We start from the raw sequence: 26514 nt of genomic DNA, 5'->3' as shown, positions 1-26514 counted from the left end.
GTTAGCTCCCTGCTCGTAAGGCTGCTGAATGTTGGACATGCTCAAACCGCGCCCATAATGGCGAAAGGTCTTCGGGAACCGGGCGATACATACCCAGCTCTGACCAGTTGCCCGGTGCATGGAAATCGCTGCCGGCGCTGGCCAACAGCTCAAATTCACGGGCCAATATGGCTAAGCCTCCAACCTGCTCAGCAGGCTGCATGCCATTACAGACTTCGAGGGCATGCCCCCCCGCTTCCGAAAAAGCTGCTACCAAACGGCGTCGCTTACTACGAGTAAAGTCGTACTGCCATGGGTGCGCCAGACTAATCCATGCATCAGCCTGCTTTAATGTTGCCACCGCATCATCCAATGCAGGCCAATGCTGCTTCACATCGCCCAATTTGCCGGAGCCGAGCCATTTGCGAAACGCTTCAGCGCGGTCCTTGACAAAGCCTGCACGAACCAGAAATTCAGCAAAATGCGGCCGCGCAGGCGCATTGCCACTGTCTCCCAATTCTTGTTGAATCGCTCGCGCGCCCTCAAGGGCACCTGGCATACCTTTGGCCGCAAGGCGCTGATCAATTTCAGCCGCCCGCAGCCAACGGCCGTGATGCAGTTCTTCAATGGCTTTGTTCAGCGCCGGAGCATCAGCGGCAAAGGCATAACCCAACACATGAATAGTCGCCCCGCCCCACATGCAGGACAGTTCAATCCCATTGACCAGCTGCATACCGTGTTCGTGGGCGGCGACACGGGCCTCATCAAGGCCTTCAATCGTATCGTGGTCGGTCAATGCCAACAGCTTAACGCCGCGTTCATGTGCCCGCGCCACCACCACTGCCGGCGCCAGTGCGCCGTCGGAAGCAGTGCTATGACAATGTAAATCGACATCCATATAGGCACTATCTCAGTAATTTATGGTTGATATTATGCCGTCAGATGCGGATTCTTGCTGAGCTGAGTCGCAAACTGCTTTTTTATAAGCCCAGAAGCGCTTACCCAAAGCGTATAATCGGCCATTGCGCCCATTACTGACTAAGGATTGAGATGCTCTACGCCATTATCGCCACTGATGTAGAAAACTCCCTGGAAAACCGCATGTCTTCGCGACCTGCGCACCTTGCCCGTCTTGAGCAACTTAAAGCTGAAGGGCGGATTATTCTTGCCGGCCCGCACCCAGCAATCGACAGCAACGATCCGGGCAGCGCGGGTTTCTCCGGCAGTTTAATCGTAGCCGAGTTTGACTCGCTCATTGCTGCGCAAGACTGGGCCAATGCCGACCCGTACAAAGCAGCCGGTGTCTATGCGTCTGTCGTGGTCAAACCTTTCAAGCAGGTACTGCCATAAACGCCACTTCGTCAAGCCGCGCCCATTCACACTAAATATAGAGTAGGACAAAGGAGCTCCAATGCGCCCTACTAAGCTGACCATGCTACTCGCCACATGTTTGCTACCGACGGTCTTGCACGCTGAACCCGAACCGGCAACGGCGCAAGCCAGGATCGATGCATTGGAGCAGCGCTTGGCCCTGAGCGAAGACCAACGGGTACAGCTCAATGAGCAATTGCAAGCACAGAGCTCGGAACGTGAGAGCATCCAGTTGCAACGCCTGCGCCAGGATAACCAGCGCCTAAAACTGCAGCTTAAAACCGCCCAGGCACAAATCCCACCACCGCTGATCAGTGAACGTCAGCAATGGTTTGCGGTCGGAGCAGGCTCTGGGCTATTGGGTGTGATTATCGGCGCAATGTTGCGTGGTAGCCGCCGTCGCCGCCGTGAATGGACTAACTGATTAACATGAGCGCCCTCCTACTCATTGACGATGACATCGAGCTTTGCGAGTTGCTGAGCCACTGGCTGACGCAAGAAGGCTTTGAAGTAACGGCTTGCCACAACGGTCAACAGGCTCGCCAAGCTTTAAGCCAGGAAGCGCCTGACGCAGTGGTCCTCGATGTCATGCTGCCGGATGGCAGCGGCCTTGAGTTGCTCAAGCAATTGCGCAGCGAGCATGCCGAGCTACCGGTACTGATGCTCTCTGCGCGAGGCGAACCCCTTGACCGCATCCTAGGCCTTGAACTGGGCGCCGATGATTACCTGGCCAAGCCTTGTGATCCCCGTGAGTTAACCGCCCGCTTGCGCGCAGTACTGCGCCGCAGCAGCAGCGCTGTCGCCACCACACCACAGCAACAATCATTGGGCGACCTGCAACACAGTCCGGCCCGCGGCGTGGTCAACATTGGTGAAAGCGAGATCCTTCTGACTCTGTCTGAAAGCCGAGTGCTTGAAGCGCTGCTGCAACAGCCGGGTGAGCCGGTCGATAAACAGGAGCTGGCGCAATTGGCATTGGGTCGCAAGCTCACGCTTTACGACCGCAGCCTGGACATGCACGTCAGCAACTTACGCAAGAAGATCGGCCCGCACCCCGACGGCCGCCCCCGCATCATGGCGTTACGCAGTCGCGGCTATTACTACTGCGTATAAAGCCAAACAAGATCTTTACCTTGGCTTTACCTTCCCCTGACCGCGCTTGACCAAGAGCTGCTTAAACTGAGCTCATCCGGTAACGAACCGGCCTTGAGATTAGGAGATACATCATGCGCAAGACACTTACTGCAGTATTACTCGCCCTGACTCTGCCAACCCTGGCCATGGCTGCAACAGACGGCGCCCAGCATGACGGCAAGGGCCATCGCGGCGCACCAATCTTCAAAGACCTCGACCTGAGCAAAGAGCAGCGTCAAGACGTGCGCAAATTGATGGGCGAACAGATGAAAACGCGCCACGAGATCACCAAGCGCTACCTGGAGAAATTGCCTGAGAAAGAGCAACAGGCGATGAAGGCCGAGATGAAGGCTTCTTTCGACAAGCAACAGGCCGCAATGCGCAGCTTGCTCAACCCTGAGCAGCAAAAAAAGTTTGATGAGCACGTGAAAAAGATGGAAGAGCGTCGTGCTGAAAAAATGAAGACAAAAGCAGAGTAGCTCGCTCAGCCACAGCCTCGTCCGCGAGGCTGACCATTCAACGTAGAAGCCCGGCAGTTTTCAGCTGCCGGGCTTTGGTGCATCAAGGAGTTATCCGTGCGGTCATTGTTCTGGCGCATCTTTGCGAGTTTCTGGCTGGCGATTACTTTGGTTGCCGGCTTGTCGATGTTACTTGGCCGAGCGCTGAATCAGGACAGCTGGATTCTCAACAACACCCCCGCTTTACAGGGCATTGCCGAAACCTGGACCGAGCGCTATGAAAGCGCTGGCAAGCTTCCCGCACAGGCCTTCCTGCGGCAACACAAAGACCAATACCAAGTTGACGTACAGGTACTGGGCGAGAACGGCCAGCAACTGGTACCCGGTACATTCCCGCCGCGCGCCGCCGCATTCGAGTCCCGGCAGAAGAACAAACGCCTGCCTTGGCGGCGCCTGACCACCGAGTATGTCAGCCCAAGCACTGACAAAACCTACCTGTTTATCTATCGCATCCCCTATCAAGTGCTCAATGGCTGGCACCGGGACAGCTTGCTCTGGCCAATCAGCGCACTGGTTATCGCCCTCGTGGTGTTAACGGTATTTAGCCTGCTGCTGACCCTGTCGATTACCCGACCGCTTAATCGCTTGCGGGGTGCGGTTCATGACCTCGGGCAGACCAGCTATCAACAAAACAGCTTGGCGCATTTGTCCAAACGCCGCGATGAACTGGGCTTGCTGGCAAGCGACTTCAATCGGATGGGCGCTCGCCTGCAGGGCCTTATTGGCAGCCAACGGCAGTTACTGCGCGATGTTTCCCACGAACTTCGCTCGCCCTTAGCGCGATTGCGCATCGCCATCGCCCTAGCAGAACGTGCAACCCCTGAAGAACGTGAAAAGCTATGGCCGCGACTGACCAAGGAGTGTGACCGCCTTGAAGCGCTGATCAGCGAGATTCTCGAACTCGCACGTTTAGATGCCAATCTGGGCGCCGTGCAACCGGTCAAACTTGAGGAAATCCTGCAAAAACTGGTCGAGTACGTGCAGATCAGCGCGCCCGCACAACAGGTCGATATTCGTATCGCGCCGGGGCTGAGGCTAGACGGCTGGCCGATTATGCTTGAGCGCGCATTGGATAACCTGCTGCGTAACGCCTTGCGCTTCAACCCACCTGGCCAACCCATCGAAGTTAAGGCACAGGCCAAAGATGGCGCCGTCGTTATCAGCGTGCGCGATCATGGCCCAGGCGTTGACGAACAGTACCTCAAGCAACTGGGAGAGCCGTTTTTTCGCGCCCCAGGCCAAACAGCTGCCGGGCACGGCCTGGGACTGGCTATTGCACGCCGAGCCGCAGAACGTCATGGCGGCAAGCTGGTATTAGCCAATGATGCCCAAGGCGGCTTTTGCGCCAGCCTGATGATTGCCACTCAGACTGAGGCAAAATCCTGACAGCACGAGCCTCTAGCGAGACCAGGCACTGACAAACTCATCGACATTCAGCGTCGGCGGCGTGCGCAGCTCACGTTCTGGGGTGCCCAGATACAGATAGGCCACGACCTGCTCATTAGCAGACAAGCCTAAACCCGCAGCCACATGGGCGTTGGTTGCCATGTCTCCAGTACGCCATACGGCGCCAACACCTTGTGCGTGTGCCGCCAGCAAAATGCCATGTGCGGCGCAGGATGCAGCAATGACCTGCTCGTGAGCCGGAACCTTTGGCGATGGCTTCACGCTAGCAATCACCACGACCATCAGCGGCGCACGCAGTGGCATGGCATGGGCCTTATTTAGCGCTTCAACGCTAGGGGGTTCATCTGCAGCGGATAACGCCTCGGCAAACAACTCACCCAATTGATTACGTGCCTCACCTTCAATCGTCAAAAAACGCCAAGGTCTTAGCTGCCCGTGATCCGGGGCTCGCAGTGCTGCACGAAACAACACCTCACGCTGCGCAGCGTCAGGAGCAGGCTCGCTCAAGCGCGGAACAGAAACTCGGTTTATAAGTGCATCTAGCGCGTCCATCGATCACCTCTGGTAAAACTTGAAGCCAAATTCTAGAGCCTGCGGCAATAGCTGTGGGAAAAACCTGAGAAATTCCTAGAATTTTACCCCCCCGCAAGGTGCGTCAACGCGAAGCTTGGCCACCATATATCATTAAAAACAGCCAAATATTCGAGATCGCAATGGTGGATGAAAAGAGCGTCATCCACCCTACCGGACATCACCCGCCCCGCCGTCTATGGTGACTCTTGTAGAGTTTGTCCACCACGGAACAAGCACCACGAGGCTCATCGTTGAACCATCTATTGGGGTTGTTTCGACGAAAAAAGGTAGCCGAAGGAGCACCGGCCACCGATTTTTCGGGGTTTAAGCTGATTTTTAAGCCACCCGATCCGGTGACACGCTCGGTGCTACTGGCGGGGTCAGCGGCGGCAAGCCGTAAGCCATGCGGGCATCGTCGCAACGCGGGTTGTGCTCACCATTGGCCCAAGAGGCTTCAAAGTCGCGGCATGGGCTTGAGCGATGCTCATATAATGTGCAACGCACACCTTGACCAACATCGCCCAGCAGTGCGTTGCAGCGCGCTGGTTTATGTTCAGTGCCGCGCATGGCAACCCGCTGCGGAGTAATCAATACCACTTGATCATCCGGCACCGTCCCGCCCGCAGATTGGCACTCGCCCCAAAAGAAAGACACACGAAAATACGCGCAGCAAGCGCCACACGTTAAACACGGATTAGTTTCAGACATGATAATAAGGACTCAGAAACCGGCAAGGGCCGGCACCTGGCGGCTATTCTATGCATACCGTTGGCGTTGTAAAGCAGAGTTAATAGTTGGTTTACAGCTTTCTTGTCACGGGTAGAATGACGCCCTTTGCGACTTTCCGTCGGACCTCCACCTGAGCCCCCTATATGGCCTTGGCGACACTGCGAATAATTGGTTTTATCCTCGGTATATTTTTATTGACACTGGCGCTCAGCATGATGATTCCGCTGCTGACGCTACTGGTATATGGACGTACTGAAGACCTTGATCCCTTCCTCTGGTCGAGCTTGATCACCGCCGTTGCGGGTATCGCCCTGGTGATCCCCGGCCGCCCGGAAAACGCCCAATTGCGGCCACGGGATATGTATTTGTTGACCACCGGCAGTTGGCTGGTGGTGTGCATATTTGCAGCGTTGCCAATGGTGCAAATCCACCACATCAGCTACACCGATGCTTTTTTTGAAACCATGTCGGGTATTACCACCACTGGCTCGACTGTGCTTAGCGGTCTCGATACTGCATCCCCAGGCCTGCTGATCTGGCGCTCAATGCTGCAATGGCTGGGAGGCATCGGCTTTATCGGTATGGCGGTGGCAATTCTGCCGCTACTGCGGGTCGGTGGTATGCGCCTGTTCCAGACCGAATCTTCGGACTGGGGTGAGAAAGTCATGCCGCGCTCGCACATGGCCGCCAAATACATCCTGTTGGTGTACCTTGGCCTGACAATGCTTGGCTTCGTCTCCTACTGGCTCGCCGGTATGACCCCGTTCGAGGCGATCAACCACGCAATGACCTCGATCTCAACCGGTGGCTATTCAACATCAGACTCCTCGCTCGCCCACTGGGATCAGCCGGCCGTCCACTGGGTGGCGGTGTTGATGATGATCTCCGGCAGCCTGCCTTTCACCCTGTACGTTGCCACTGCCCGCGGTAACCGCCGGGCACTGATACGCGACCATCAGGTTCACGGCTTCATTGGGTTTCTGGTCTTGACCTGGGTGGTGTTTGGTACCTGGCTGTGGATCAACTCCGATTACAGCTGGATGGATGCAGTGCGCATTGTTGCCGTTAACGTGACTTCAGTGGTCACCACCACCGGCTTTGCGTTAGGCGACTACACCCTTTGGGGCAGTTTTGCAGTCATGCTGTTTTTCTACCTGACCTTTATCGGGGGCTGTTCAGGCTCAACTGCGGGCGGCCTGAAAATTTTCCGCTTTCAAGTGGCCTATGTGCTGTTGCGTGCCAACTTGCAGCAGCTTGTTCACCCGCGGGCTGTGATCAAGCAGCAGTACAACAATCACAACCTCGACGAAGACATTGTTCGCTCGCTGATTACCTTTTCGTTCTTTTTCACCATCACCATCGGCGTTATTGCACTGGGCTTGGCATTGCTCGGACTGGATTGGATTACCGCGCTTACCGGCGCCGCAACAGCGGTGTGTAACGTGGGCCCGGGCCTAGGGCCAATCATTGGTCCCGCAGGTAATTTTGCCAGCCTACCTGACGCAGCCAAGTGGTTGCTGACCCTGGGTATGTTGCTCGGCCGGTTGGAAATTCTGACCGTCTTGGTTTTGGTTACCCGCTCATTTTGGCGACACTGATATCCGCCGACTAAACTTCACTCAAAAGGACCACAAGGATGCTGGCTCCAAGATGAAATCGACGCAGCGCGCAGGGGTTGAACGAGATGTCTAAATCGACACTGCGCATTCTCGCCTTTATTAATGGCGTGTTTTTGATCACCCTCTCGGTCAGCATGCTGGTGCCGGTGATTACCTTGCTGGTATTCGAGCGCCCCAGTGAGATCAATTCATTCCTGTGGTCGAGCGTGCTCACCTTTATCTGTGGCTTGGTGATGGTTGCCCAAGGCCGCCAACAGGTCACCCAGTTGCGCCCCCGCGACATGTACATGCTGACCGTTTCCAGCTGGGTGATGGTTTGTCTGTTTGCCGCAGTGCCCTTTATGTTCGCTCAACGCATGAGCATTACCGACGCCCTGTTTGAAAGCATGTCGGGCATAACGGCCACCGGAGCAACGGTACTCAGCGGTCTTGATGACATGTCACCGGGCATTCTGATTTGGCGTTCGCTCCTGCACTGGCTGGGCGGCGTTGGTTTTATTGCCATGGCCGTAGCCATTTTGCCGATGCTGCGCATTGGTGGCATGCGCCTGTTCCAAACCGAGTCTTCTGACCGTTCTGACAAAATCATGCCGCGCTCACATATGGTCGCCAAGTACATGGTGGCGGCCTATGTCGGCTTGAGCATTTTCGGGGTGGTGTCCCTGTGGCTCGCGGGGATGGGTTGGTTCGACGCGATCAATCACACCATGTCGGCCATCGCCACCGGCGGTTTCTCAACCTCAGACAGCTCGATTGGCCACTGGCAACAACCCGCTGTGCATTGGGTGACCGTGTTATTGATGATTCTCGGCAGCCTGCCGTTTGTACTCTACGCCGCAGCACTGCGCGGCAACATTCGTGCGCTGCTTTACGACCAGCAGGTTCGCGGCTTTCTGGGCATTTTGTTCTTCACCTGGATCATTCTCGGTAGCTGGTATGCGCTCACCACCGACTTGCACTGGCTTGAAGCCGTACGCCATGTTGCAGTCAACACCACCTCAATCATTTCAACCACGGGTTTTGCGCTGGGCGATTACACCCTCTGGGGTGGCTTTGCTGGCATGTTGTTTTTCTATCTGGGCTTTATCGGAGGGTGCTCGGGATCAACCGCCGGCGGTTTGAAGATCTTCCGCTTCCAGGTCGCCTATATCCTGCTCAAGGCCAACTTAAAACAGCTGGTTCACCCTCGGGCTGTGATCAAGCAGCAATACAATCGACACCGCCTGGACGAAGATATTGTTCGCTCGATTTTGACCTTCTCGTTTTTCTTCACCACCACCATTGCGGTGATGGCGCTGGGCTTAAGCCTCTGCGGGCTGGACTGGATCACCTCGCTGAGCGGAGCGGCCAGCACTGTTTCCGGCGTGGGCCCGGGCATGGGCCCAATCATTGGCCCAGCTGGCAACTTCTCCAGCCTGCCGGATGCCGCCAAATGGATTCTGACCTGCGGCATGTTGCTTGGCCGCTTGGAAATCCTCACGGTAATGGTGGTCCTGATGCCATCGTTCTGGCGGCATTAAACCAATTAGAGCGACCCGAAGCGCGGCCGCCGCCGCATGGAAACTCGCAGGTATTTGTGCCTAGGGTAGGGTGGCCAAAAAGAACGTCTACCAGCCGCGGTTTTAACCGCCTGCCCCCATACGCGCGCGGTACTCGCTCGGGGTTAACTCGAACCAGCGGCGAAATGCGCGAAAAAAATTACTCGGGTCAGCAAAGCCCAACAAATACGATATCTCGAGCAAGGTCAGGTTCGCCTGCGCCAGATACTGTTGTGAAAGTTCGCAGCGCGTATCATCCAGCACATGTTGAAAGCTGGTGCCCTCCTCCTGTAAACGGCGCTGCAAGGTGCGTTGCGACATATGCAGGCTTTGCGCGACCACTTCACGCTTCGGCTCGCCTTGGGGCAGCAACCGGCAAATAACCTGGCGTGCCTGGTGCGTCACCCGACTCTCAGAAAAGCGTGCCAGATACTCACCGGCAAAGCGGTCGTGCAGCTGCGCCAGGGACGGGTTGGCCGTGGGTAACGACATTTCCATGTCAGCGCGCTCGAACAGCAACGCATAATGGCTTGCATTGAACTGCAGCGGCGCCTGAAACACTTGCTGAAACGGCTCTATATCAGCAGGCGGATCACCCTGCAGGAGAATCCTGCGTGGGCGTATCAGTTTGCCGGTCATCCAACGACAGAACGCTAAGGCATAGGCCAGTGACGCTTCTGCGCTCTGCCGCGCTGGCGGTAGCCGATCACCATGAATCGCCAGCACCAGCTCATAGCCGTCGGTGGTGGGCCTGAAGCTCAGGTCGGCGCCTTCGGCAATGATTCGCTGGTAGCGAACCAGTCGTGTCAGACCCTCCTTGAGCGAGCTGCTCGACATCAAGGCGTAGCCCACCACATGGAATGAGGCAGGACGCACGACTTTGGCCATGTTCAAGCCAATGGCTGGATTCCCCGACAATTCGACGGCACGGGTCCAGAGCCGCGTCATGCCATCTTGGGGAAATCGTGCGTCCGGGTCTTCGAGCAAAGCGTAGTCAAGCCCCAGCTCGGGAAATATCGAACGGCAGTCCACGCCGCCCATTTCCAGCGCCTGAACGATGCCCAGGGCCCAATTCGAAGATGTTGTGCGCTCACTCATTGAGGTTTCTTATTGTGAAATTCGACATAGCACTGCACCGACTGCAATGGCGGCTAAGGATAGCAATGTGGCACTTAATGTCACTGGTTAATAGTCGTAGCAAGCCTAGACTGTAAGCATTAAGGAACCCCTGAAATACGACCTCGCTCGCTACTTTTTCAGAGGCTGCTTAGCGAGCCTGACTAAAATAACAACAGGAGGCAAATCATGACTGCCCACGTTTCCGAGCGTTTTCATTCCTTTGCTGAGTTTTACCCTTATTACCTGCAAGAACACAGCAATCCAATCTGCCGCCGCCTGCACTATGCAGGTAGCACCCTGGTGTTATTGATTCTGGCTTACAGCTTACTGACCCAACAATGGCTATGGCTACTCGCAATGCCGCTGGCGGGCTATGGCTTTGCCTGGGTTGGCCACTATGTGTTTGAAAAGAACCGTCCGGCTACATTCAAGCACCCACTGTACTCGTTGCTGGGCGATTGGGTCATGCTCAAAGATGTCTGCACCGGCCGTATTCAATTCTAATAAGAGGAGTTCAGCGATGAATATGCACGCGCGTTTCACCCACATGGAAAACGGCACTCAGGATGACTGGGCCATTATCGCCAAAGACTTCCGCGCTTTTGCTGACTTGTTGCCCGACCGTATTATCAAGCACCTGCTGCTGCTCGACGGTGACTTCGGTGGCTTTCCGGTTGACCGACTGACCCACTCGCTGCAAACCGCAACCCGCGCCCATCAAGACGGTCGCGACGAAGAATACGTGGTCTGCGCCCTGCTCCATGATATTGGCGACACCCTTGGCAGCTACAACCATGCCGACATTGCAGCAGCCATGCTCAAGCCTTTTGTCAGCGCTGAAAATCATTGGATAGTTGAGAAGCACGCGATATTTCAGGGTTACTACTTCTTTCATCATCTGGGCATGGATCGTCACCTGCGCGAGCAATTCAAGGACCATCCTCAGTACCAGGCGACGATCGATTTCTGCGCCAAATACGACGCATCAGCCTTTGATCCTGAGTACGAAACGCTGCCACTCGCGTTTTTTGAGCCGATGCTGCGCCGGGTATTTGCCCAACCGAAAAGTTCTATTTACCGCGACGTAAAACAAAGCGCTTGAAATTACTGAAGCAATAGACCGATCGTTCGCAGCGCCAAATGGTGGATGAAAAAAGCGTCATCCACCCTATCCGCTACCGCGATGTGAAAAAGAGCGCTTAAGCACCGGTAATCCGCCAAAACGGTGCATTCGTCATTGCTGCTTGGCGGGTAAGCTTGGCTTAGATATGATCCCTGTTTGACCGAATCGCTTCAGGTCAAGTTAACGCCCATCTAGAGGCGTTCCAACACCAGGGATCATTGCCGTACCATGACCGTCCGCACCGCTACCCTAGCCCATGTACTGCCAGCCCCTTTAATGCGTGAATATTATTCGCGCATTCTGGCTTACATATCTGTCGCAGCCAGTATTGCCGCCGGAACGTACGTCCAATACTTCAATTACAGTATTTTATGGATTGTTCCCTACGCCCTGCTGTATCCGCATTTGGCCCACCAGCTCAGCCAACGCTACAAGCGCGACTATCCGGAGAAAGCCACCCGGGGCCTGATGATTGTCGACTCCATACACTGTGGCTGCTTAGCCGTTCTGCTGAATTTCTCCCCAGTCCTCAGCCTGATGAGCCTGCTGACGCTACTGTTTAGCTCACTGGTTGTCGGCGGCTTACGCAATATGAGCTGGGCACTGGTGACCACGCTGATCAGCACCCTGGCCTGCTCTGCCTTGCTCGGCCCCAAATTCATCGGCCAGACCCCAACCCTGGTCTCGCTAGTAAGCATTCTGTTCACCACCTTTTACATCACCATTACCGCCTATTTTGTCCACCAACAGGGGTTGCATCTGGCGCAGGTGCGCAGTGACATCAGGCGCGAGCAAGAAAAAGCCGCCAGGCTGGCCCGTAACCTTGCCAAATACTTGTCTCCGCAAGTATGGGAATCGATTTTCAGCGGTAAAAAAACCGTTCGCTTGGAAACTCAGCGCAAAAAACTCACGGTGTTCTTCTCCGACATCAAAGGTTTTACCGAGCTGTCAGAGGAGCTTGAGGCTGAAGCGCTGACCGACCTACTCAACACCTACCTCAATGAAATGTCGAAGATCTGCCTGAAATACGGCGGTACCATCGATAAGTTCATTGGCGACAGCGTTATGGTGTTCTTTGGCGATCCGGCCAGCAAGGGCGCGAAAAAAGACGCCATGGCCGCCGTATCAATGGCCATTGCCATGCGCAAGCATATGAAAGTATTGCGTCAGCAATGGCGAGCCCAAGGCATCACCAAACCCCTGGAAATTCGCATGGGCCTCAATACAGGCTACTGCACCGTGGGCAATTTCGGCGCAGACACGCGGATGGATTACACCATCATCGGCCGCGACGTAAACCTTGCCAGCCGCTTGGAAAGCGCCGCTGAGTCTGGAGAGATCCTGATCTCGCACGAGACTTATTCGCTGGTTAAAGACCTGATCATGTGCCGCGACAAAGGCCAGATCACCGTCAAGGGCTTTACCCGCCCGGTGCAGATATACCAAGTGGTCGACTTCCGCCGTGACTTGGGCGCGACCTCAAGTTATGTCGAGCATGAGCTGCCCGGTTTCTCGATGTACCTGGACACCAACGGCATTCAGAATTTCGATAAAGAACGGGTCATTCAAGCGCTGCAACAAGCTGCCAAAGAGCTGCGCGACAAAGTGATCATGTAATCCCCCGATTAAAAAAGCAGCCCACAGGCTGCTTTTTAATGGATAAATCACCGAGGTGTGCTGCTAGGTAAGCAACACACTCGGCATATACAGTTCACCATCCAGTAAAGGTTGCTCGGCCAAGAACTCATGCGCCGAAACCGTCCATGATTGTTTGGCCGCCTCGCGCGCGCAGCCCTCGCGACTTAGCTGCAAGGCCTGCCTGCATGCTGCGCCCAGATCCTCATGCATATACCCGGTGATGCCCTGCTGCAGTACATCGAGTGGGCCGCGCACCGCAAATGCAGCAACCGGCGTACCACAGGCCAAGGCTTCAAGCATGACCAGGCCATAGGTATCAGTCAGTGAAGGAAACACCAGCACACTGGCTTGTTGATAGGCCTCGGCCAAGGCGTGTCCGTGCTGATAACCGCAAAACTCAACACGCGGATAACGCTGCTGCAAAGCATGGCGCTGTGGTCCGTCGCCCACTACCCGCTTGAGGCCGGGTAAATCCAAGCTGAGAAAGGCGTCGAGGTTTTTCTCAGCGGCAAGTCGCCCCACATAAAGAAATACCGGATCAGACTGCGCATCGCCGGCAACGGGCAGTGGCTTAAACAGGCTGCAATCGACCCCTTTACGCCAGAGTTTCAACTGCCGCAAACCCCGGGCAAAAAATTCACCGCGCAAATGCTCAGTGGTCACGAGCACCGCCTGGCTTGGCCGATGAAAGTGGCGCAAATATGCATAGCCCCAACTCAAGGGAATCAGGGGGCAGCGGGTGCTGACATACTCAGGATAACGGGTATGTATGGCGCTGGAAAAAGCCAGATTGCGCTTCTTCAGCCAGCGTCGAGCGGCCCAACCGAGCGGCCCTTCCGTTGCCAGGTGTACACAATCAGGCTGAAATGCTCTGATTGCGGGGCCTACCCGCCAAAGATTCCAGACCAAGGGAATTTCCGGGTAAGTTGGGCAAGGGATTGAGCGAAAATCACCCGGTGACAAGAGCTTTACTTGATGGCCCATGCCCCGCAACTGACTGATCAACGCCTGCAAACTGGTCACCACACCGTTAACCTGCGGCGTCCAAGCATCACTGACAATCAGAATTCTCATTAAACCGGCTCGGCAGCGGGCGAGTTTTCAGCAGTTTGCAGTGCTTGACGCGCTTGATCCTCAGCTAAACGGTACAACTCGATCTTGCCGTCAAGGTGTTCGATCAGCGCCGTGCATGACTCGACCCAGTCGCCACAGTTCATGTACTCAACATCACCCATTGGGCGAATCTCGGCGTGGTGAATATGACCACAGACTACGCCATTGAAACCGCGCTTGGCACATTCGTGGGTAATCGCCTGCTCGAAATCACTGATGAAGTTAACCGCACTTTTCACCTTGTGCTTAAGGTAGGCGGACAGCGACCAGTAACCGTAACCATAACGTCGGCGCCAGTGATTCAACCAGCGGTTCAACGTCAGGGTAAACTCATAGGCTGAATCGCCAAGAAAGGCCAGCCAGCGGTGGTATCGGGTGATCACATCAAATTGATCACCGTGAATCACCAGCAAACGGCGGCCGTCGGCAGTGACATGCTCTGCCTCGTCAACCAGATGAATATTGCCGAGAATCAGCTTTGAGTAGCGACGTAGAAACTCGTCATGGTTGCCGGTGACATAGATCACTTCGGTGCCACGTTTGCTCATGGTCAGCAGTCGCCGAATAACGTTGCTGTGGGACTGCGGCCAGTAAACTCCGCTGCGCAGCTTCCAGCCATCAATGATGTCGCCAACCAAATACACTTTGTCAGCCTGATAACGCTTAAGGAAGGCTGACAAATGTTCGGCCTGACAATCGCGTGTACCCAAGTGGACATCAGAAATCCATAAGGTCCTGACACGTTGCTTGCGGCTTGGCTTGATCAACTGTGCGCTCGTCATCCTGGCATCCTCAGGCAGAGTTTTATTGAGCTTGCGCGAGGCTGGTGAAAACAATATGACGCTCTGGCTTCAATTCAATGACAGCTGCACAGTTGTGCACTGACCCAATCACACAGCTGATAGAATGGCTGACGCTCTCGCCGGGGAATGACGCTTTTTGTATCCACCCTTTATATCGGCCAGCCCGTTCGTTCATTACGACGCGATGGTGGACAAGCTTCGCGTTGTCGCACCCTACAAAGGCCACTATTTGCGGTCGGATGGATGACCCTTTCGTAAGGTGGATGACGCTCTTTTCATCCACCATTGCGCTCGCGAATATGCCGGCTATTTACATGGCCGCGTGCAAAGAAAGCTTTTCGTAGCGGTACCTTACACTCCACCCAAAACAGTGATTTTTCAGAGGCTTTCAAGTGGTCTATCGGAATGCATCAATGCCTATCATTTCCTCACCAAGCGTCGAGGTGATGCTGCCCCGCTTCAACAAGCCAGTGGCCAATAGTGCGCGTCCGACATGACTGAACGTAAGGCGTTAATGGCCATTCACCTGGGGGCACTGCTATTCGGGCTTTCAGGGATTTTTGGTAAATTGGCCACCACCACCCCCTTGAATATTTCGGCCGGCAGAGCTGTTTTTGCGGTGCTGGCATTGGCCTTGTTTGCACAGCTCTCCAGTCAATCTCGTGGCCTGCGCCCAAGCGTGCGCCAGTTGGGTTTACTGGCCCTCGGCGGACTTCTGCTCGGCAGTCACTGGATCACCTTCTTCGAGTCGGTGAAAATTTCCGGCGTGGCCATCGCAACCTTGGGGTTTGCCAGTTTTCCAGCATTCACCGTGCTCCTGGAGGGCCTGCTGTTCCGCGAGCGTACGCCCAAGCGTGAATACCTGATGGTTGGCGTGGTGTGCTTGGGTTTGATCTTGGTAACGCCTGACTTCAACCTGAGCAGTGAGGCCAACATTGGCCTGTTGTGGGCGGTGTTATCAGGCTTCTTGTTTGCCCTGCTGTCCCTGCTCAATCGCGCGAGCACGCAAGGCTTGGACCCAGTAAAAGCTGCGCTGTGTCAGAACCTGACGGTGATGTTGGTGTTTATGCCAATGGCGTGGCAACAATTGCCCGAAATCACCTTGATCAATTGGTTCTGGCTGGCGTTATTGGGCGTATTTTGCACCGGGCTTGCGCACAGCTTGTTCGTCGCCAGTTTGCGCGTGATTAAGGCCCGTACCGCTGCAGTCATTTTTGCCTTGGAGCCGGTCTACGGCATTGCCTTTGCCTGGTGGCTGTTCAGCGAGCAGCCAACTTTGCGCATGCTCGCAGGCGGCAGTTTGATCATCTTGGCGATCGTTGTATCAGCGCGAATGGCCAAGTAACTGGCACCGTAATGCTGGCCACCGTGGATCAGGCAACACAGGGTTTGAAGTGGGGTCATTAAGCCAGGTTCTGCGATGGAAATGGTGGCCGAAAAAAGCGTCGACCACACTCAAGCTTTACAGGCTGTATCAATGGATCTTGCGATCATCGTTATGGCCAAGATCACGCTGGGGATCAAACTGGTCGCGAACCCGCTGCTTAAGAATCTTGGCCTCGGGAAAGCCGCCGTCCGCCTTGCGCTCCCAGATCTGCACGCCGTTGCAGACGATCTTGAACACACCGCCCGAGGAGGGTTCAAGGCTCACTTTGCCCAGGTCGTCGGCGAAGGTTGAAAGCAGCTCTTGGGCTAACCAGGCCGAGCGCAGCAACCACTGGCACTGGGTGCAGTAAGTGATGGTGATTTCAGGTTTAGCGCTAGGCATGGTCATTCTCAACTGTCACGGGTAGGCCATAGTAGCGCGTGTTAGCCAGCTTGATCTGGAAAAAGGCGACAACTCAGTCAAGCAATCTTGGCCAACAACTTGCGTGCTTCCTGTTTTTGCAGATCGTCTCCGTCATGCAGCACTTCATTGAGGATGTCACAGGCACTTTCGATACTCCCTTGATCGATGTAAGCCAGAGCCTGATTGAGCTTGGCAACATTGCTGGCGTTACCTTCCAGATCTGCCAAGTCATCTAAATTGGCCAGGGATCTTTTCGGCTCATCCTCAAACCAGGCGTCAAGGTCCGCATCATTTTCTGCCGTCAGAGTGGCGAGCGTATCCTCCTCATGGGGCAGCTCTTCAAGTGTCGGCAGGTCGTGCAAGTTGGAACCTATATCAACCTCTTCTGGCTTAGCCGGTTTGGCCTTGGTTTTTGGTGAGAATGGACTCATCAAATCCCAGTCCGCATCGAGGGACAAGTCATCGAGGTTTAATTGGTAATCATCCCCTGCAGTCACTTCGGGTTGCGGCACAGGCGGCTCATCCAGCTCCAATGCATCGAAATCAAGCTGAAGCTCTTCTTCGTGCAACTGCGGATAGCGTGCATTCAATTGATCGATCCGCTCTGAAGCAAAGTTGCTGTGGCGCAGCAATTGTTCTTCTTCCTGATAGCTGGCGGCATCGCCTTGCAGCGCCAGCACTTCAAGTAGGCGGAAGCGAATATCGTGACGCTCCGGGTGAGCCTGCAGCGCTTTGCGTAAAGCGCCTACCGCCTCAGGATAACGACCGTAGGTGATATAAAGGTTGGCAGCCTCAATGGCATCAACCGGGGCGGCTGGACGCTTTGCAGCCGCCACAGCTGCCGGTGCAGCTGCCGTAACAATGACCGGTGCCGCAGGCTGGAAAAGTGGCTCCAAGGTTTTCGGCGCTTGAGTTTCTTCCGCTGTCGCGGCAACAGGCAGGTCCGCCTGTGGCGGCTTCTGCTCACGCTTGGAGCGCCACAATAACAGCAGCAACCCGGCCAATAACAACGCGAGCAGACCGTACAGGTAGTTCATCCAGTTGGTTGGCTGCTCGTCCTCCAGCACCGGCGCAGGTGCAATGGCTGGCGGCTGTTCATTGGCTTGCGGTTGTTGCGCAGGCCCTGCGTCCAATTGTGATTGCAGTTCGGAAAGCTGCTGATCTTTGGCATCGACTTGGCTTTGCAGGGCCGTAACTTGCGCTTGCAACTCAGCAAAGCTTTGCTGCAGGCGCAGGCTTTCGTTGGTCTGATTAGCCAGTTCAAGATCCAGTCGGCGTTGCATCTGCGCCAAGGTTTCAGCCTGAGCATCAAACCCGACGGCCTCTGCGCTTTGCGCCGGGCCATTACTCGCGCTATCTGTGCCAACACCTGACTGAATGGAAGTTGTCTGATCGACACTGGCGGGCTCGGTGTTCGCTTGCTCAGCGCTAACCGGGGCTTCGCTTGAGCCGCCATTGGCAGCGGGCTCACGGGTAGTTGAGCTGGGCACCGAGTCAGCTACAGCACTGTCTGGCAGGCGCAACTCAGCCCCAGCCTTGAGTCGACTGATATCACCATTGGTAAAGGCTTGAGGGTTGAGGGCGTAGATTTCATTCATCAGCGACTGCTGCGACGCCGTGCTGCCTTGATCGCGCAACTGCGATGCGATCTGCCACATGCTATCGCCACTGCGCACCAGATGCGTCTGACCAAGGGTGGTTTCCGGCATCACGCTCGGCGCTTGCGGCACATAAGCGGGCGCAGAAGCAGGCAAACGGGTGGCTGAAGGCGCGGCTACAGGGTTGTACTCATTACGAACCGCAGCAGAACCGGCGCCGTAAGTCGAGGTGATGGGCGGGTCTAGCAGCACCGTGTATTCACGTAACAGCTGGCCATTTGGCCGGGACACTTCGACGATAAAATTCAAGTACGGCTCGCGCACGGCCTGGCTAGAGGTGACCTTGACAATATTGCGACCGTTACTCAGCACCGGAGTAAAACTTAGGTTATTGAGAAAAACAAAACGCTCCACACCGGAGCGATTGAACACATCTGCAGATGCCAGCTTTACCTTGATCTCATTGGCACTCAAGTCACCCACCTGAAGCAGCTGAATTTCAGCCTCAAGCGGTTGATTCAATGCCGAGTGCAAGGTTATTTCACCGAGTCCAAGTGCTGATGCAAAACTGGAATAAAGTGCCGAGCTAGTGACTAGACCGATTAATACGTGACGAACTCGAGACATGGATGCTCCCCTAACGCTTAACAACTCAGCATTCATCATTCACGCATTGCGCGCGTCCTGCCACGCGATGAAACTGTCTGTAGCTGTAGATCCTTTATCGGGGGTAACGTTCCGTGTGCGACCCGGCTGCAACAACAGTATAGCCACTATTCAAACATGCAGCCTACAAGGGCGCGCTGCTTTTTGAGGCAAATAGCCATCACCCAATCAAGCCTAGGCGCGAAAACTCACTCCTGCTGACGAAGTTGATCCAGCTCACAGTTTTCACAAGACGAAAGTACACCTAGATGCAGCGACTCAGGTTGCACATTGAGCCGCTAACATCATCGGGACTTGAAATAGACGGGGTTTAACGCCGTTCCAGGTTGCTGAGGATTTTCGCGTGGACCTGTTGGCAGCGGTCTAACTCTTCTTCGTCGATGCCGGCAAAGAGTTCCTGGCGTAACTCGGTAGAAATAGCTTCGATTTTCTTGATCAGGGGTTCCGCTTGTGGGCTCAAGGCAATTTTCTTCGCCCGACGGTCTTCTGGTACTGCCTGACGACTCACCAAGCCTTGCGCTTCCAAACTGTCGAGCAGGCGGGCCAATGTGGGCCCTTCTACACCGACGCTTTGTGCTAACTCACGCTGTGTCGGCAACTCGGCAAAGCGAGCCAAATGAAGCAGCACAAGCCAACGCGCCTGGGAGAGCCCTAGACCGACCAGACGGCGGTCTAGTTCAGCGCGCCAGGAACGGGACATCTGCGCGATTTGCATAGCAAAACGGTGTTGATCGGATAACGACATGACGGGACGACTCTTATAATATGAAAAACTAATTATTAGTGAGCTAATCATAACCTCAGCGGCAGAGCAAGGTTGATATCTGCCAATGACTTACAAGATGTACCAGACTGTGCGTCAGGATAAATAAATGTCGCTTTAAAACTATTCCAGTCCGCCTTCAAACTCGGCATGCAGCGCTGCACGTACACAATGCAACACTCCTTCTTCAATGCGTCCGGTAAACAAGGGGCTGATGTCATTAACGCTTGGCAGTTCGCCGTCGCCATTGAGAAACACGTCCTGCACTTCGGCTAACAAGTCTTCTGGAATATCCAGGGCTTGATCCAGTGATAACTGCTGACGGCTTATGGCCTCTGCCAGCATGCCATACACACTTTTCGTGCCACATTGCAGCTGGCTGGCGATCTGTTCTGGCGTCATGCCCGCGCGTGCCAGACTCACCAGCTCATGACGCATGTCGGTGACCACCCGCGGGGCGTCTGCCTTGCCGCCGAGTACGTCTAGGAAAGCCTCGCCGTAGCGCTCAAGCTTACGCGCACCAACACCACTGACCTGAGCCATCTCACTCAGGCTGCCAGGCTGGCTGCGCAGCATCTCGAGCAAGGTGGCATCTGGAAAAATGACATAAGGCGGTACTGCATGTTCTTCTGCCAGCTTACGCCGCAGGCTGCGCAGCGCCTCCCACATCTCACGCTCTTCACCACGCACCAACTGACTGGCGGCGCTGCTTGATGCCTTGGCGCTTTGCTGAGGCTTGAGGTCACGACGCAATTGAAGCTGCGCCTCGCCCCGCAGCAGTGGCCGACAACTGTCAGACAGGCGCAAACCGCCAAAGCCTTCCAGGTCAACGTCAGCCAAACCGCGGGCAACCAACTGGCGGAAAAGCGAGCGCCAGTCGCCTTCAGCACGATCCTTGCCCACACCGAATATTGACAGGTGCTGATGCCCCAAACTGCGTACTTTATCGTTGTCCCGCCCCAGCAGCAGATCGACCAAGTGGCCGACGCCATAGCGCTGGCCACTGCGATAAATAGCCGACAATGCCTGACGAGCCGGTTCGGTGGCGTCCCAGGTTTGCACGCCATCGATGCAGTTATCGCAATGCCCGCACGGGTTTTCGAGGACTTCATCAAAGTAGCCCAACAACACCTGACGCCTGCAGCGCGTCTCTTCGCACAGGGCCAGCATCGCGTCGAGCTTATGCTGTTCAACCCGCTTGTGACGTTCATCGCCATCGGAGTTGTTAAGCATTTGCTTGAGCAGCAACACATCTTGCAGGCCATAGGCCATCCACGCATCGGCGGGTAAACCATCCCGTCCTGCGCGACCGGTTTCCTGATAATAAGCCTCTAATGATTTCGGCAAATCCAAGTGCGCGACGAAGCGCACGTTGGGTTTGTCGATTCCCATGCCAAAAGCAATGGTGGCGACCATGATCAAGCCTTCCTCATTCAGGAAGCGCTTTTGATGGTAGGCGCGCAACTCGCTCGGCAAACCCGCGTGATAAGGCAATGCAGGAAAACCCTGGGCGCTGAGAAAGGCCGCGACTTCATCGACCTTCTTGCGCGACAAGCAATAAACGATACCCGCATCGCCTTTGCGCGCAGCGAGAAAACCGAGCAGCTGTTTACGCGGCTGTTCTTTGGGCACGATCCGGTAAAAAATATTGGGCCGATCAAAGCTCGACAAAAAGCGCTCGGCATTCTGCAGGTGCAAGCGGTTGATGATTTCTTCGCGGGTGCGCATGTCTGCCGTCGCGGTCAATGCGATACGCGGCACCTGGGGGAAGAACTCGGCCAACTGGCCAAGCTGCAAGTACTCCGGTCGGAAGTCATGCCCCCACTGCGAAACGCAATGAGCCTCATCAATGGCGAACAAGGCAATATCCAGACGCTGAAGAAAAGCCAGCATGCGCGGCTGAACCAAACGCTCGGGCGCCAGATAAAGCAGTTTGACTTCGCCACGGCGAATCCGATCCGCAATGTCCCGCTGCTCGTCGCTACTCAAGGTCGAATTCAATGCGACTGCCGCCACCCCGAGCTCATCAAGGGTAGCGACTTGATCATCCATCAAGGCAATAAGTGGCGAGACCACCACTGCCAAACCTTCACGCATCAGCGCCGGAACCTGGAAGCACAGCGATTTACCGCCGCCAGTAGGCATCAGCACCAAGGCATCACCACCGCTGGCCACACGCTCGATAATCGCGCCCTGACGGCCACGAAAACTGTCATAGCCGAAGATGTCTTTGAGGATGCGTTGTGCCGGGTCTTGCATGAAAGGTCTCCAAATCGAGGACGGCATTATACGCATGTGCTCGCTGCAGAATATTTTGCATCTGGCATTAGTCGTCGATTAATCCATGCAAATACGCTTTTCGGCCGGCATTTAGCCTTGCAGCCGAGCGATTTCAGTAATTTGCCCACAATCGGCCTGCAACCGTTTATGCATGGGTTAAACTTGAGCTATGGCCGCTGCGCGCTGTCTAGACTAGAATCCAGCCTCGTTTACTTCTTCAAGGTAGCCCCACGATGTCCTTTGCCGAGCAACTGTCCCGTCTACAAGACTTCCTCGATGCTGATGAGTTGCATGAAGAAGCCTTGGACTATGTCGCCGCCCACGGCTACCTCACTGCCCTGTCGATTTGTACCGAGCAGGTGCCTGAGCGTGAGTGGATCGACGCCCTCTTCTCAGAAGCTCCACACTATCGCAGTGACGCCGAACGCGAAGAAATCGAAGCCACACTGGTGCTGCTCAAGGCGCACATCGCCCGTCAACTGGCGAGTGATGATGATCCTGAGATGCCATGCGAGCTTGATCTGGGTGAAGATCCAGATGACTCTGACCTGCGCGGCTGGTGCATTGGCTTTATGGAAGGTGTATTCCTGCGTGAGTCGGTCTGGTTCGAAGACTCCGAAGATGAAGTCAGCGAATTGTTACTGCCGATCATGGTCGGTTCAGGCTTGTTTGATGAGCAACCTGAGTTTGACGAAATCGCCGATGATCGCGATTTGGTAGACAGCATGGTCGAGCAGATTCCCGAGTTGCTGACTGCGCTGTTTCTTCTGTGCAATGCCCCAGAAGAAAAGCCAGCGCTGCTCAAGCCGCGTCAACACTGATCCCCCTCCGTCCGCATGACGGGTAAGGTCAGGCAAAGTCGTAATCCCGCTGTTCGCTACGCCCTGCTGGCCATTGGCTGGCTAAGCGTAGCGCTCGGGGTCATCGGTATCTTTTTGCCAGTATTGCCGACCACCCCGTTTCTGCTGCTCGCTGCCGCCTGCTTTATGCGCAGCTCCGAACGCTTTTACAAGTGGCTGGTCTTTCACCCCAAGTTAGGGCCGTGGATACGTGACTACCTTGAAGGTGAAGGGATTCCGCGCAAGGCAAAAATCTACTCAATAACCCTGATGTGGCTGAGTATTGGTTTGTCCTGCTATCTGGTGCCCATGTTCTGGGCCAGACTGTTTATGCTGATCAGCTCGGTCTGCGTGACGGTCTACATCTTGCGTCAGAAAACCCTGCCAACCCCGCCTTAGATGGATGACGCTCTGTTCATCCACCATTTCTCACCGCAAAACCCTTCAAACTGACCCAACCCTAACCCCCGTATTGCCTGACACATGGTGGACAAGCTTCGCGTTGCCACACCCTACAAAGGCCTTCATCTACGCCCGGATGGATGACGCTTTGTTCATCCACCATAAATTTACCCGCACCCTGAGGCACAAAGCCATTACTGCACCTAGACTTTGTCTCACCCTCCGTCGAGCGGATACAGATGCAGCCACGCGTGTTCAACCGTGCTTCCCAGTACCTCGGTCTGCTATGGCTGGGTGGGTTGGTATTTGCTCTGGGAATTGCTACGGCTGTCGCCAACTGGGATTTCGCCCTGATTATCCAAAATGCTCAATCGCGTTATGGCGCGCTTGGGCCCGCCGAGCAACGCTTGCAACAATGGCAACAACTGATTGAAAGCAATCTCAACACCCCTGAAAGCCAGCAACTGGAAACTGTTAATCGCTTCTTCAATAAACAGTTGCGCTTTACCGACGACCGTCGCAACTGGCGACAAGCCGACTACTGGGCAACCCCTGTCGAATCATTGGTCAAAGGCGCCGGTGATTGTGAAGACTACTCAATCGCCAAGTACTTCACCCTGCGCCGCTTGGGCATTCCCAGTGAAAAGCTGCGCATCACCTACGTCAAGGCGTTGCAGCAAAATCAAGCACATATGGTGCTGACCTATTACTCAAGCCCGAGCAGCGAACCCCTGGTACTCGACAATCTGATTGGTGAAATTCGCCCGGCCTCGCAACGCAAGGATTTACTCCCGGTGTATGCATTCAACGCCGAGGGGGTGTATTTGCCGGGCTCTAACAGCATGAAAAGCGATACCAAAAAATTATCGCGCTGGCAGGAATTACTGAAAAAAATGCGCGCGGAAGGTTTCGCCATAGGCGAAGGCTAGGAGAGAACAATGTCGTTACTTAAACAGCTATTCATTGCCATCTGTCTATTTCTGGTGGTGGCGTTCACGGGCAGCTTTATCACCGGCATGGAGAGCTCACGCGAACAATTGCTGAGCCAGTTACGCTCCCATGCGCAGGATGCGGCAACGGCACTGGGCCTATCCTTGACACCCCATGTTGATGATCCGGCGATGATCGAACTCATGGTTAGCTCGATATTTGACAGCGGTTACTACGCCACGATCCGGGTGGTAAATATTGCTGACAACAGCGTCATTGTTGAGCGCCGCACAACCACTGCGCCGGAAAACGTGCCGACTTGGTTCGTCAACCTGGTGGACCTGACGCCTGAAGGTGGCGACGCTTTAATCATGCGTGGCTGGGAGCAAGCAGCGCGTGTTGAGGTCCTCAGCCACCCGCAGTTTGCCCTGACAAAGCTCTGGGACAGCGCTGTGGGCAGCCTCACTTGGCTGTTAGGGTGTGGCCTCGTCAGTGCGGTACTGGGTGGATGGCTGCTGCGCACCCAGCTTCGCCCGCTGGACAACATGGTGCAACAAGCTCAGGCGATTACCCGGCGTGAGTTCCTGACGCTGCCTAAAGTACCGCGCACCCCCGAATTAAAACGTGTAGTGCTGGCCATGAACCTGATGGTCGAGAAGCTCAAAAATTTGTTTGCGGAAGAAGCGGCGCGCAGTGAAAAGCTGCGTGAAGAAGCCTATCAAGACAGCCTTACCGGCCTTGCAAACCGACGCTTATTTGACCTCAAACTGACGCATCAACTCGACCTTAGCGAGCAAAACACCGACGGCTATTTGATGTTTCTGCGGGTCAATGATCTTGGCGGCCTCAACCAGCGTCTTGGTGGGCAAAAAACCGACAGCCTGATTCAGGCTATTGGCCAGCAACTCACTCAGGTTATGCAACAGCATGAAAGTAGCGCCTGGCTGGCCTCACGCAGCCGTGGCGGGGAGTTTACCTTGCTCGCTCCCGGGCTGAGCGGTGAAGACGCCGACAAGTTGGCGCAACAGCTCAGCGAGCAACTGTTGAACCTGCGCCAAACGGGCGCCAGTGACTGTGATCCGGTGGCACACATGGGCATTGCCGCTTACCGTCCTGGAGAAAGCCCGGCAACGGTGATCGGCCGCGCCGATCAGGCACTGGCTCAAGCACAGAGTAAAACACCCGAACAACCTTGGGAGCGCCTTGATGACTTTAATCAAGCCACTGGCCAAGGCATTCACCAATGGCGTACCTGGATTGATGAGGCGTTAACCGGCAACAAAATCCAGCTGTACTTCCAGCCGGTCACGCACTGCGATGACATTAGTCGCCTCATGCACCACAAGGTGCTTGCACGTTTGCTGGATGCACAGGGTGAAGCAATCCCCGCCGGGCGATTTATTCCCTGGATTGATCGACTCGGCTGGGCAGCAAGGTTCGACTTGGTCATGCTTGAACACAGCCTCACGCATCTGCAACAACACCCTACTCCACTTGCCTTGAGTCTATCGGCAGCGACCCTGCGTGAACCGGAAAGCTGGGCAAAACTCCTGGAGGTGCTTAAACAGCATCCCGAACAAGCCGCATTAATGACGCTGGAGCTTGATGAACGTCACTTGCCGCCCGCTGCTGAGTTAATGGCGCTGGGCCAGCAGATTCGTAGTTCTGGCTACCAGCTAGGCCTGCAGCACTTTGGTGGACGCTTTAGCTTGATTGGCAACCTGACCCACCTTGGGCTGGCGTACCTTAAAGTGGATGGCAGTTACATCCGCGCAATCGATCAGGAGGGCGACAAACGCCTGTTTATCGAGGCCATATTCCGTGCGACCAACAGCATCGACCTGCCGCTGATTGCTGAGATGGTAGAAACCGAGGGTGAACTTGATGTGCTCAAGGAATTGGGCATTGAAGGTGCAATGGGTCGCCTGATCGGCCCACCAAGCCCTTGGCAAGAGGAGCGCGGCTAACGCTTCTGTAGGGTGGATATCGCTTCTCCCATCCACCATTAATAAACACAAAACCCTATCAAACTGACTCAACCCTAGCTCTTGCACCGCTCGATCCATGGTGGCCAAGCTTCGCGTTGACCACCCTTGTCAGCCGCCATTTTGCGCCGTAAAACGCCGCGATACCGACTCACCATTAACCCCCGTGTTGGTCATAACTACCGGCATAACTATCTACGGAATACGCTCCTCGGCATCACCCAACAAGCCACTCAAACCATCCAGGGTGGCCCGCGCTTCGGCACGAACATGCAGCTTACGCCGGGCTGCTTCAGGTAAATCGGTGTAGCGGATAACGCCACGATCCACCAGCACCGTAACCAGGTCTTCCAGTACCCGAACCATTTCCAGGTCGGAGCGCTGCAAATCAATCAAGCGATTATTCAAGGCGTGGCTGGCCAGCCATGCCTGAACATCAGGGTTATCTTGGGCCAGGGTTTTTGTCATGGTCGCAAATGGTTCTTGCTCAACCCGCAAAATTCGTTGTTTCTCATCCAGCTGAACATAAACCATGAACGCCGCCTCACGCAGAATCGAAAAAAGCCCGCCAGTTTTTCAACTGACGGGCCTGGTTAAG

26 protein-coding genes are annotated in these 26514 nt (G+C 55.2%); 15 read left to right on the top strand and 11 right to left on the bottom strand.

Annotated elements, in window-relative coordinates; translation table 11 throughout:
- Position 1: 1 nt before the first annotated feature.
- The gene (locus AACY09_RS11140) at positions 2 to 877 is read right to left on the bottom strand and encodes a PHP domain-containing protein (protein WP_339488007.1); all 876 of its coding nucleotides are present in this window, start codon (positions 875 to 877) and stop codon (positions 2 to 4) included.
- Between the two features lie 152 nt (positions 878 to 1029).
- On the opposite strand from AACY09_RS11140, the gene AACY09_RS11135 reads away from it, so the two are divergent.
- From AACY09_RS11135 to AACY09_RS11115, 5 genes are all read left to right on the top strand, one after another.
- A complete protein-coding gene (locus tag AACY09_RS11135; RefSeq protein ID WP_339488005.1) occupies positions 1030 to 1329 on the top strand; it encodes a YciI family protein in 300 nt (99 codons plus the stop codon).
- Positions 1330 to 1390: 61 nt separating this feature from the next.
- A complete protein-coding gene (locus AACY09_RS11130; protein ID WP_339488004.1) occupies positions 1391 to 1774 on the top strand; it encodes a translation initiation factor 2 in 384 nt (127 codons plus the stop codon).
- Between the two features lie 5 nt (positions 1775 to 1779).
- Entirely contained in the window at positions 1780 to 2463 is a 684-nt protein-coding gene (locus tag AACY09_RS11125; protein WP_339488003.1) for a response regulator transcription factor, read from the top strand.
- Between the two features lie 113 nt (positions 2464 to 2576).
- Positions 2577 to 2963, top strand: coding sequence for a Spy/CpxP family protein refolding chaperone (locus AACY09_RS11120; protein ID WP_339488001.1), 387 nt, complete (start codon positions 2577 to 2579; stop codon positions 2961 to 2963).
- 96 nt (positions 2964 to 3059) lie between these two features.
- Positions 3060 to 4388, top strand: coding sequence for a HAMP domain-containing sensor histidine kinase (locus AACY09_RS11115; RefSeq protein ID WP_339487999.1), 1329 nt, complete (start codon positions 3060 to 3062; stop codon positions 4386 to 4388).
- A 12-nt stretch (positions 4389 to 4400) separates the two neighbouring features.
- Here AACY09_RS11115 and AACY09_RS11110 read toward each other — a convergent pair whose 3' ends face one another.
- Together AACY09_RS11110 and AACY09_RS11105 are read right to left on the bottom strand one after the other, a co-directional pair.
- Entirely contained in the window at positions 4401 to 4961 is a 561-nt protein-coding gene (locus tag AACY09_RS11110; RefSeq protein ID WP_339487998.1) for a nitroreductase family protein, read from the bottom strand.
- 357 nt (positions 4962 to 5318) lie between these two features.
- On the bottom strand, positions 5319 to 5690 hold the full coding sequence (locus tag AACY09_RS11105) for a YkgJ family cysteine cluster protein (protein ID WP_339487997.1): 372 nt from the start codon (positions 5688 to 5690) through the stop codon (positions 5319 to 5321).
- 164 nt (positions 5691 to 5854) lie between these two features.
- On the opposite strand from AACY09_RS11105, the gene AACY09_RS11100 reads away from it, so the two are divergent.
- On the top strand, positions 5855 to 7309 hold the full coding sequence (locus AACY09_RS11100) for a TrkH family potassium uptake protein (protein WP_339487996.1): 1455 nt from the start codon (positions 5855 to 5857) through the stop codon (positions 7307 to 7309).
- An 86-nt stretch (positions 7310 to 7395) separates the two neighbouring features.
- Positions 7396 to 8850: a TrkH family potassium uptake protein gene (locus AACY09_RS11095; protein WP_339487995.1), complete on the top strand. Its 1455-nt coding sequence runs from the start codon at positions 7396 to 7398 to the stop codon at positions 8848 to 8850.
- Between the two features lie 102 nt (positions 8851 to 8952).
- Here the strand turns inward: AACY09_RS11095 and AACY09_RS11090 are convergent, their stop codons facing one another.
- Positions 8953 to 9966: an AraC family transcriptional regulator gene (locus tag AACY09_RS11090; RefSeq protein ID WP_339487993.1), complete on the bottom strand. Its 1014-nt coding sequence runs from the start codon at positions 9964 to 9966 to the stop codon at positions 8953 to 8955.
- A gap of 207 nt (positions 9967 to 10173) precedes the next feature.
- Here AACY09_RS11090 and AACY09_RS11085 point away from each other — a divergent pair, with 207 nt between their 5' ends.
- From AACY09_RS11085 to AACY09_RS11075, 3 genes are all read left to right on the top strand, one after another.
- Positions 10174 to 10491: an Mpo1-like protein gene (locus AACY09_RS11085; RefSeq protein WP_339487990.1), complete on the top strand. Its 318-nt coding sequence runs from the start codon at positions 10174 to 10176 to the stop codon at positions 10489 to 10491.
- Positions 10492 to 10507: 16 nt separating this feature from the next.
- Positions 10508 to 11089, top strand: coding sequence for an HD domain-containing protein (locus tag AACY09_RS11080; RefSeq protein ID WP_339487988.1), 582 nt, complete (start codon positions 10508 to 10510; stop codon positions 11087 to 11089).
- A 249-nt stretch (positions 11090 to 11338) separates the two neighbouring features.
- The gene (locus AACY09_RS11075) at positions 11339 to 12727 is read left to right on the top strand and encodes an adenylate/guanylate cyclase domain-containing protein (protein ID WP_339487986.1); all 1389 of its coding nucleotides are present in this window, start codon (positions 11339 to 11341) and stop codon (positions 12725 to 12727) included.
- A gap of 63 nt (positions 12728 to 12790) precedes the next feature.
- Here the strand turns inward: AACY09_RS11075 and AACY09_RS11070 are convergent, their stop codons facing one another.
- Together AACY09_RS11070 and AACY09_RS11065 are read right to left on the bottom strand one after the other, a co-directional pair.
- Positions 12791 to 13822, bottom strand: coding sequence for a glycosyltransferase family 4 protein (locus AACY09_RS11070; protein WP_339487984.1), 1032 nt, complete (start codon positions 13820 to 13822; stop codon positions 12791 to 12793).
- A complete protein-coding gene (locus AACY09_RS11065) occupies positions 13822 to 14643 on the bottom strand; it encodes a UDP-2,3-diacylglucosamine diphosphatase (RefSeq protein ID WP_339487981.1) in 822 nt (273 codons plus the stop codon). Before AACY09_RS11065 ends, AACY09_RS11070 begins: the two co-directional genes overlap by 1 nt.
- 514 nt (positions 14644 to 15157) lie before the next feature.
- Between AACY09_RS11065 and AACY09_RS11060 the strand changes: the two genes are divergently transcribed.
- Entirely contained in the window at positions 15158 to 16009 is an 852-nt protein-coding gene (locus AACY09_RS11060; protein ID WP_339487979.1) for a DMT family transporter, read from the top strand.
- Positions 16010 to 16138: 129 nt separating this feature from the next.
- Here the strand turns inward: AACY09_RS11060 and AACY09_RS11055 are convergent, their stop codons facing one another.
- The 4 genes from AACY09_RS11055 to recQ all read right to left on the bottom strand — a co-directional run bounded on the left by AACY09_RS11055 (position 16139) and on the right by recQ (position 21739).
- Complete coding sequence (locus AACY09_RS11055; RefSeq protein ID WP_339487976.1) at positions 16139 to 16432, bottom strand: SelT/SelW/SelH family protein; 294 nt, start codon at positions 16430 to 16432, stop codon at positions 16139 to 16141.
- A gap of 77 nt (positions 16433 to 16509) precedes the next feature.
- Positions 16510 to 18678: a FimV/HubP family polar landmark protein gene (locus AACY09_RS11050; protein WP_339487975.1), complete on the bottom strand. Its 2169-nt coding sequence runs from the start codon at positions 18676 to 18678 to the stop codon at positions 16510 to 16512.
- Between the two features lie 349 nt (positions 18679 to 19027).
- A complete protein-coding gene (locus AACY09_RS11045) occupies positions 19028 to 19462 on the bottom strand; it encodes a MarR family transcriptional regulator (RefSeq protein ID WP_339487972.1) in 435 nt (144 codons plus the stop codon).
- A gap of 141 nt (positions 19463 to 19603) precedes the next feature.
- On the bottom strand, positions 19604 to 21739 hold the full coding sequence (gene recQ / locus AACY09_RS11040) for a DNA helicase RecQ (RefSeq protein WP_339487969.1): 2136 nt from the start codon (positions 21737 to 21739) through the stop codon (positions 19604 to 19606).
- A 254-nt stretch (positions 21740 to 21993) separates the two neighbouring features.
- Between recQ and AACY09_RS11035 the strand changes: the two genes are divergently transcribed.
- The 4 genes from AACY09_RS11035 (at position 21994) to lapD (ending at position 25898) form a co-directional block, all read left to right on the top strand.
- Positions 21994 to 22581, top strand: coding sequence for a YecA family protein (locus AACY09_RS11035; protein WP_339487968.1), 588 nt, complete (start codon positions 21994 to 21996; stop codon positions 22579 to 22581).
- 15 nt (positions 22582 to 22596) lie between these two features.
- Positions 22597 to 22998, top strand: a complete 402-nt coding sequence (locus AACY09_RS11030; RefSeq protein ID WP_339487967.1) for a YbaN family protein — start codon at positions 22597 to 22599, stop codon at positions 22996 to 22998.
- 242 nt (positions 22999 to 23240) lie between these two features.
- Positions 23241 to 23930: a cysteine protease LapG gene (gene lapG / locus AACY09_RS11025; protein ID WP_339487966.1), complete on the top strand. Its 690-nt coding sequence runs from the start codon at positions 23241 to 23243 to the stop codon at positions 23928 to 23930.
- Between the two features lie 9 nt (positions 23931 to 23939).
- On the top strand, positions 23940 to 25898 hold the full coding sequence (lapD, locus tag AACY09_RS11020) for a cyclic di-GMP receptor LapD (protein WP_339487965.1): 1959 nt from the start codon (positions 23940 to 23942) through the stop codon (positions 25896 to 25898).
- 213 nt (positions 25899 to 26111) lie between these two features.
- Here the strand turns inward: lapD and AACY09_RS11015 are convergent, their stop codons facing one another.
- Positions 26112 to 26450 (bottom strand): tryptophan synthase subunit beta, encoded by a 339-nt coding sequence (locus AACY09_RS11015; protein ID WP_339487963.1) that lies wholly within the window; start codon positions 26448 to 26450, stop codon positions 26112 to 26114.
- Between the last annotated feature and the right edge of the window lie 64 nt (positions 26451 to 26514).

The organism is Pseudomonas sp. EL_65y_Pfl2_R95 (genome assembly GCF_963971045.1).
In the GTDB taxonomy this organism is placed as follows: Bacteria; Pseudomonadota; Gammaproteobacteria; order Pseudomonadales; family Pseudomonadaceae; genus Aquipseudomonas.
Note: the sequence above shows the minus strand (reverse complement) of the source record. Positions and strands in the feature narration are given on the sequence as shown.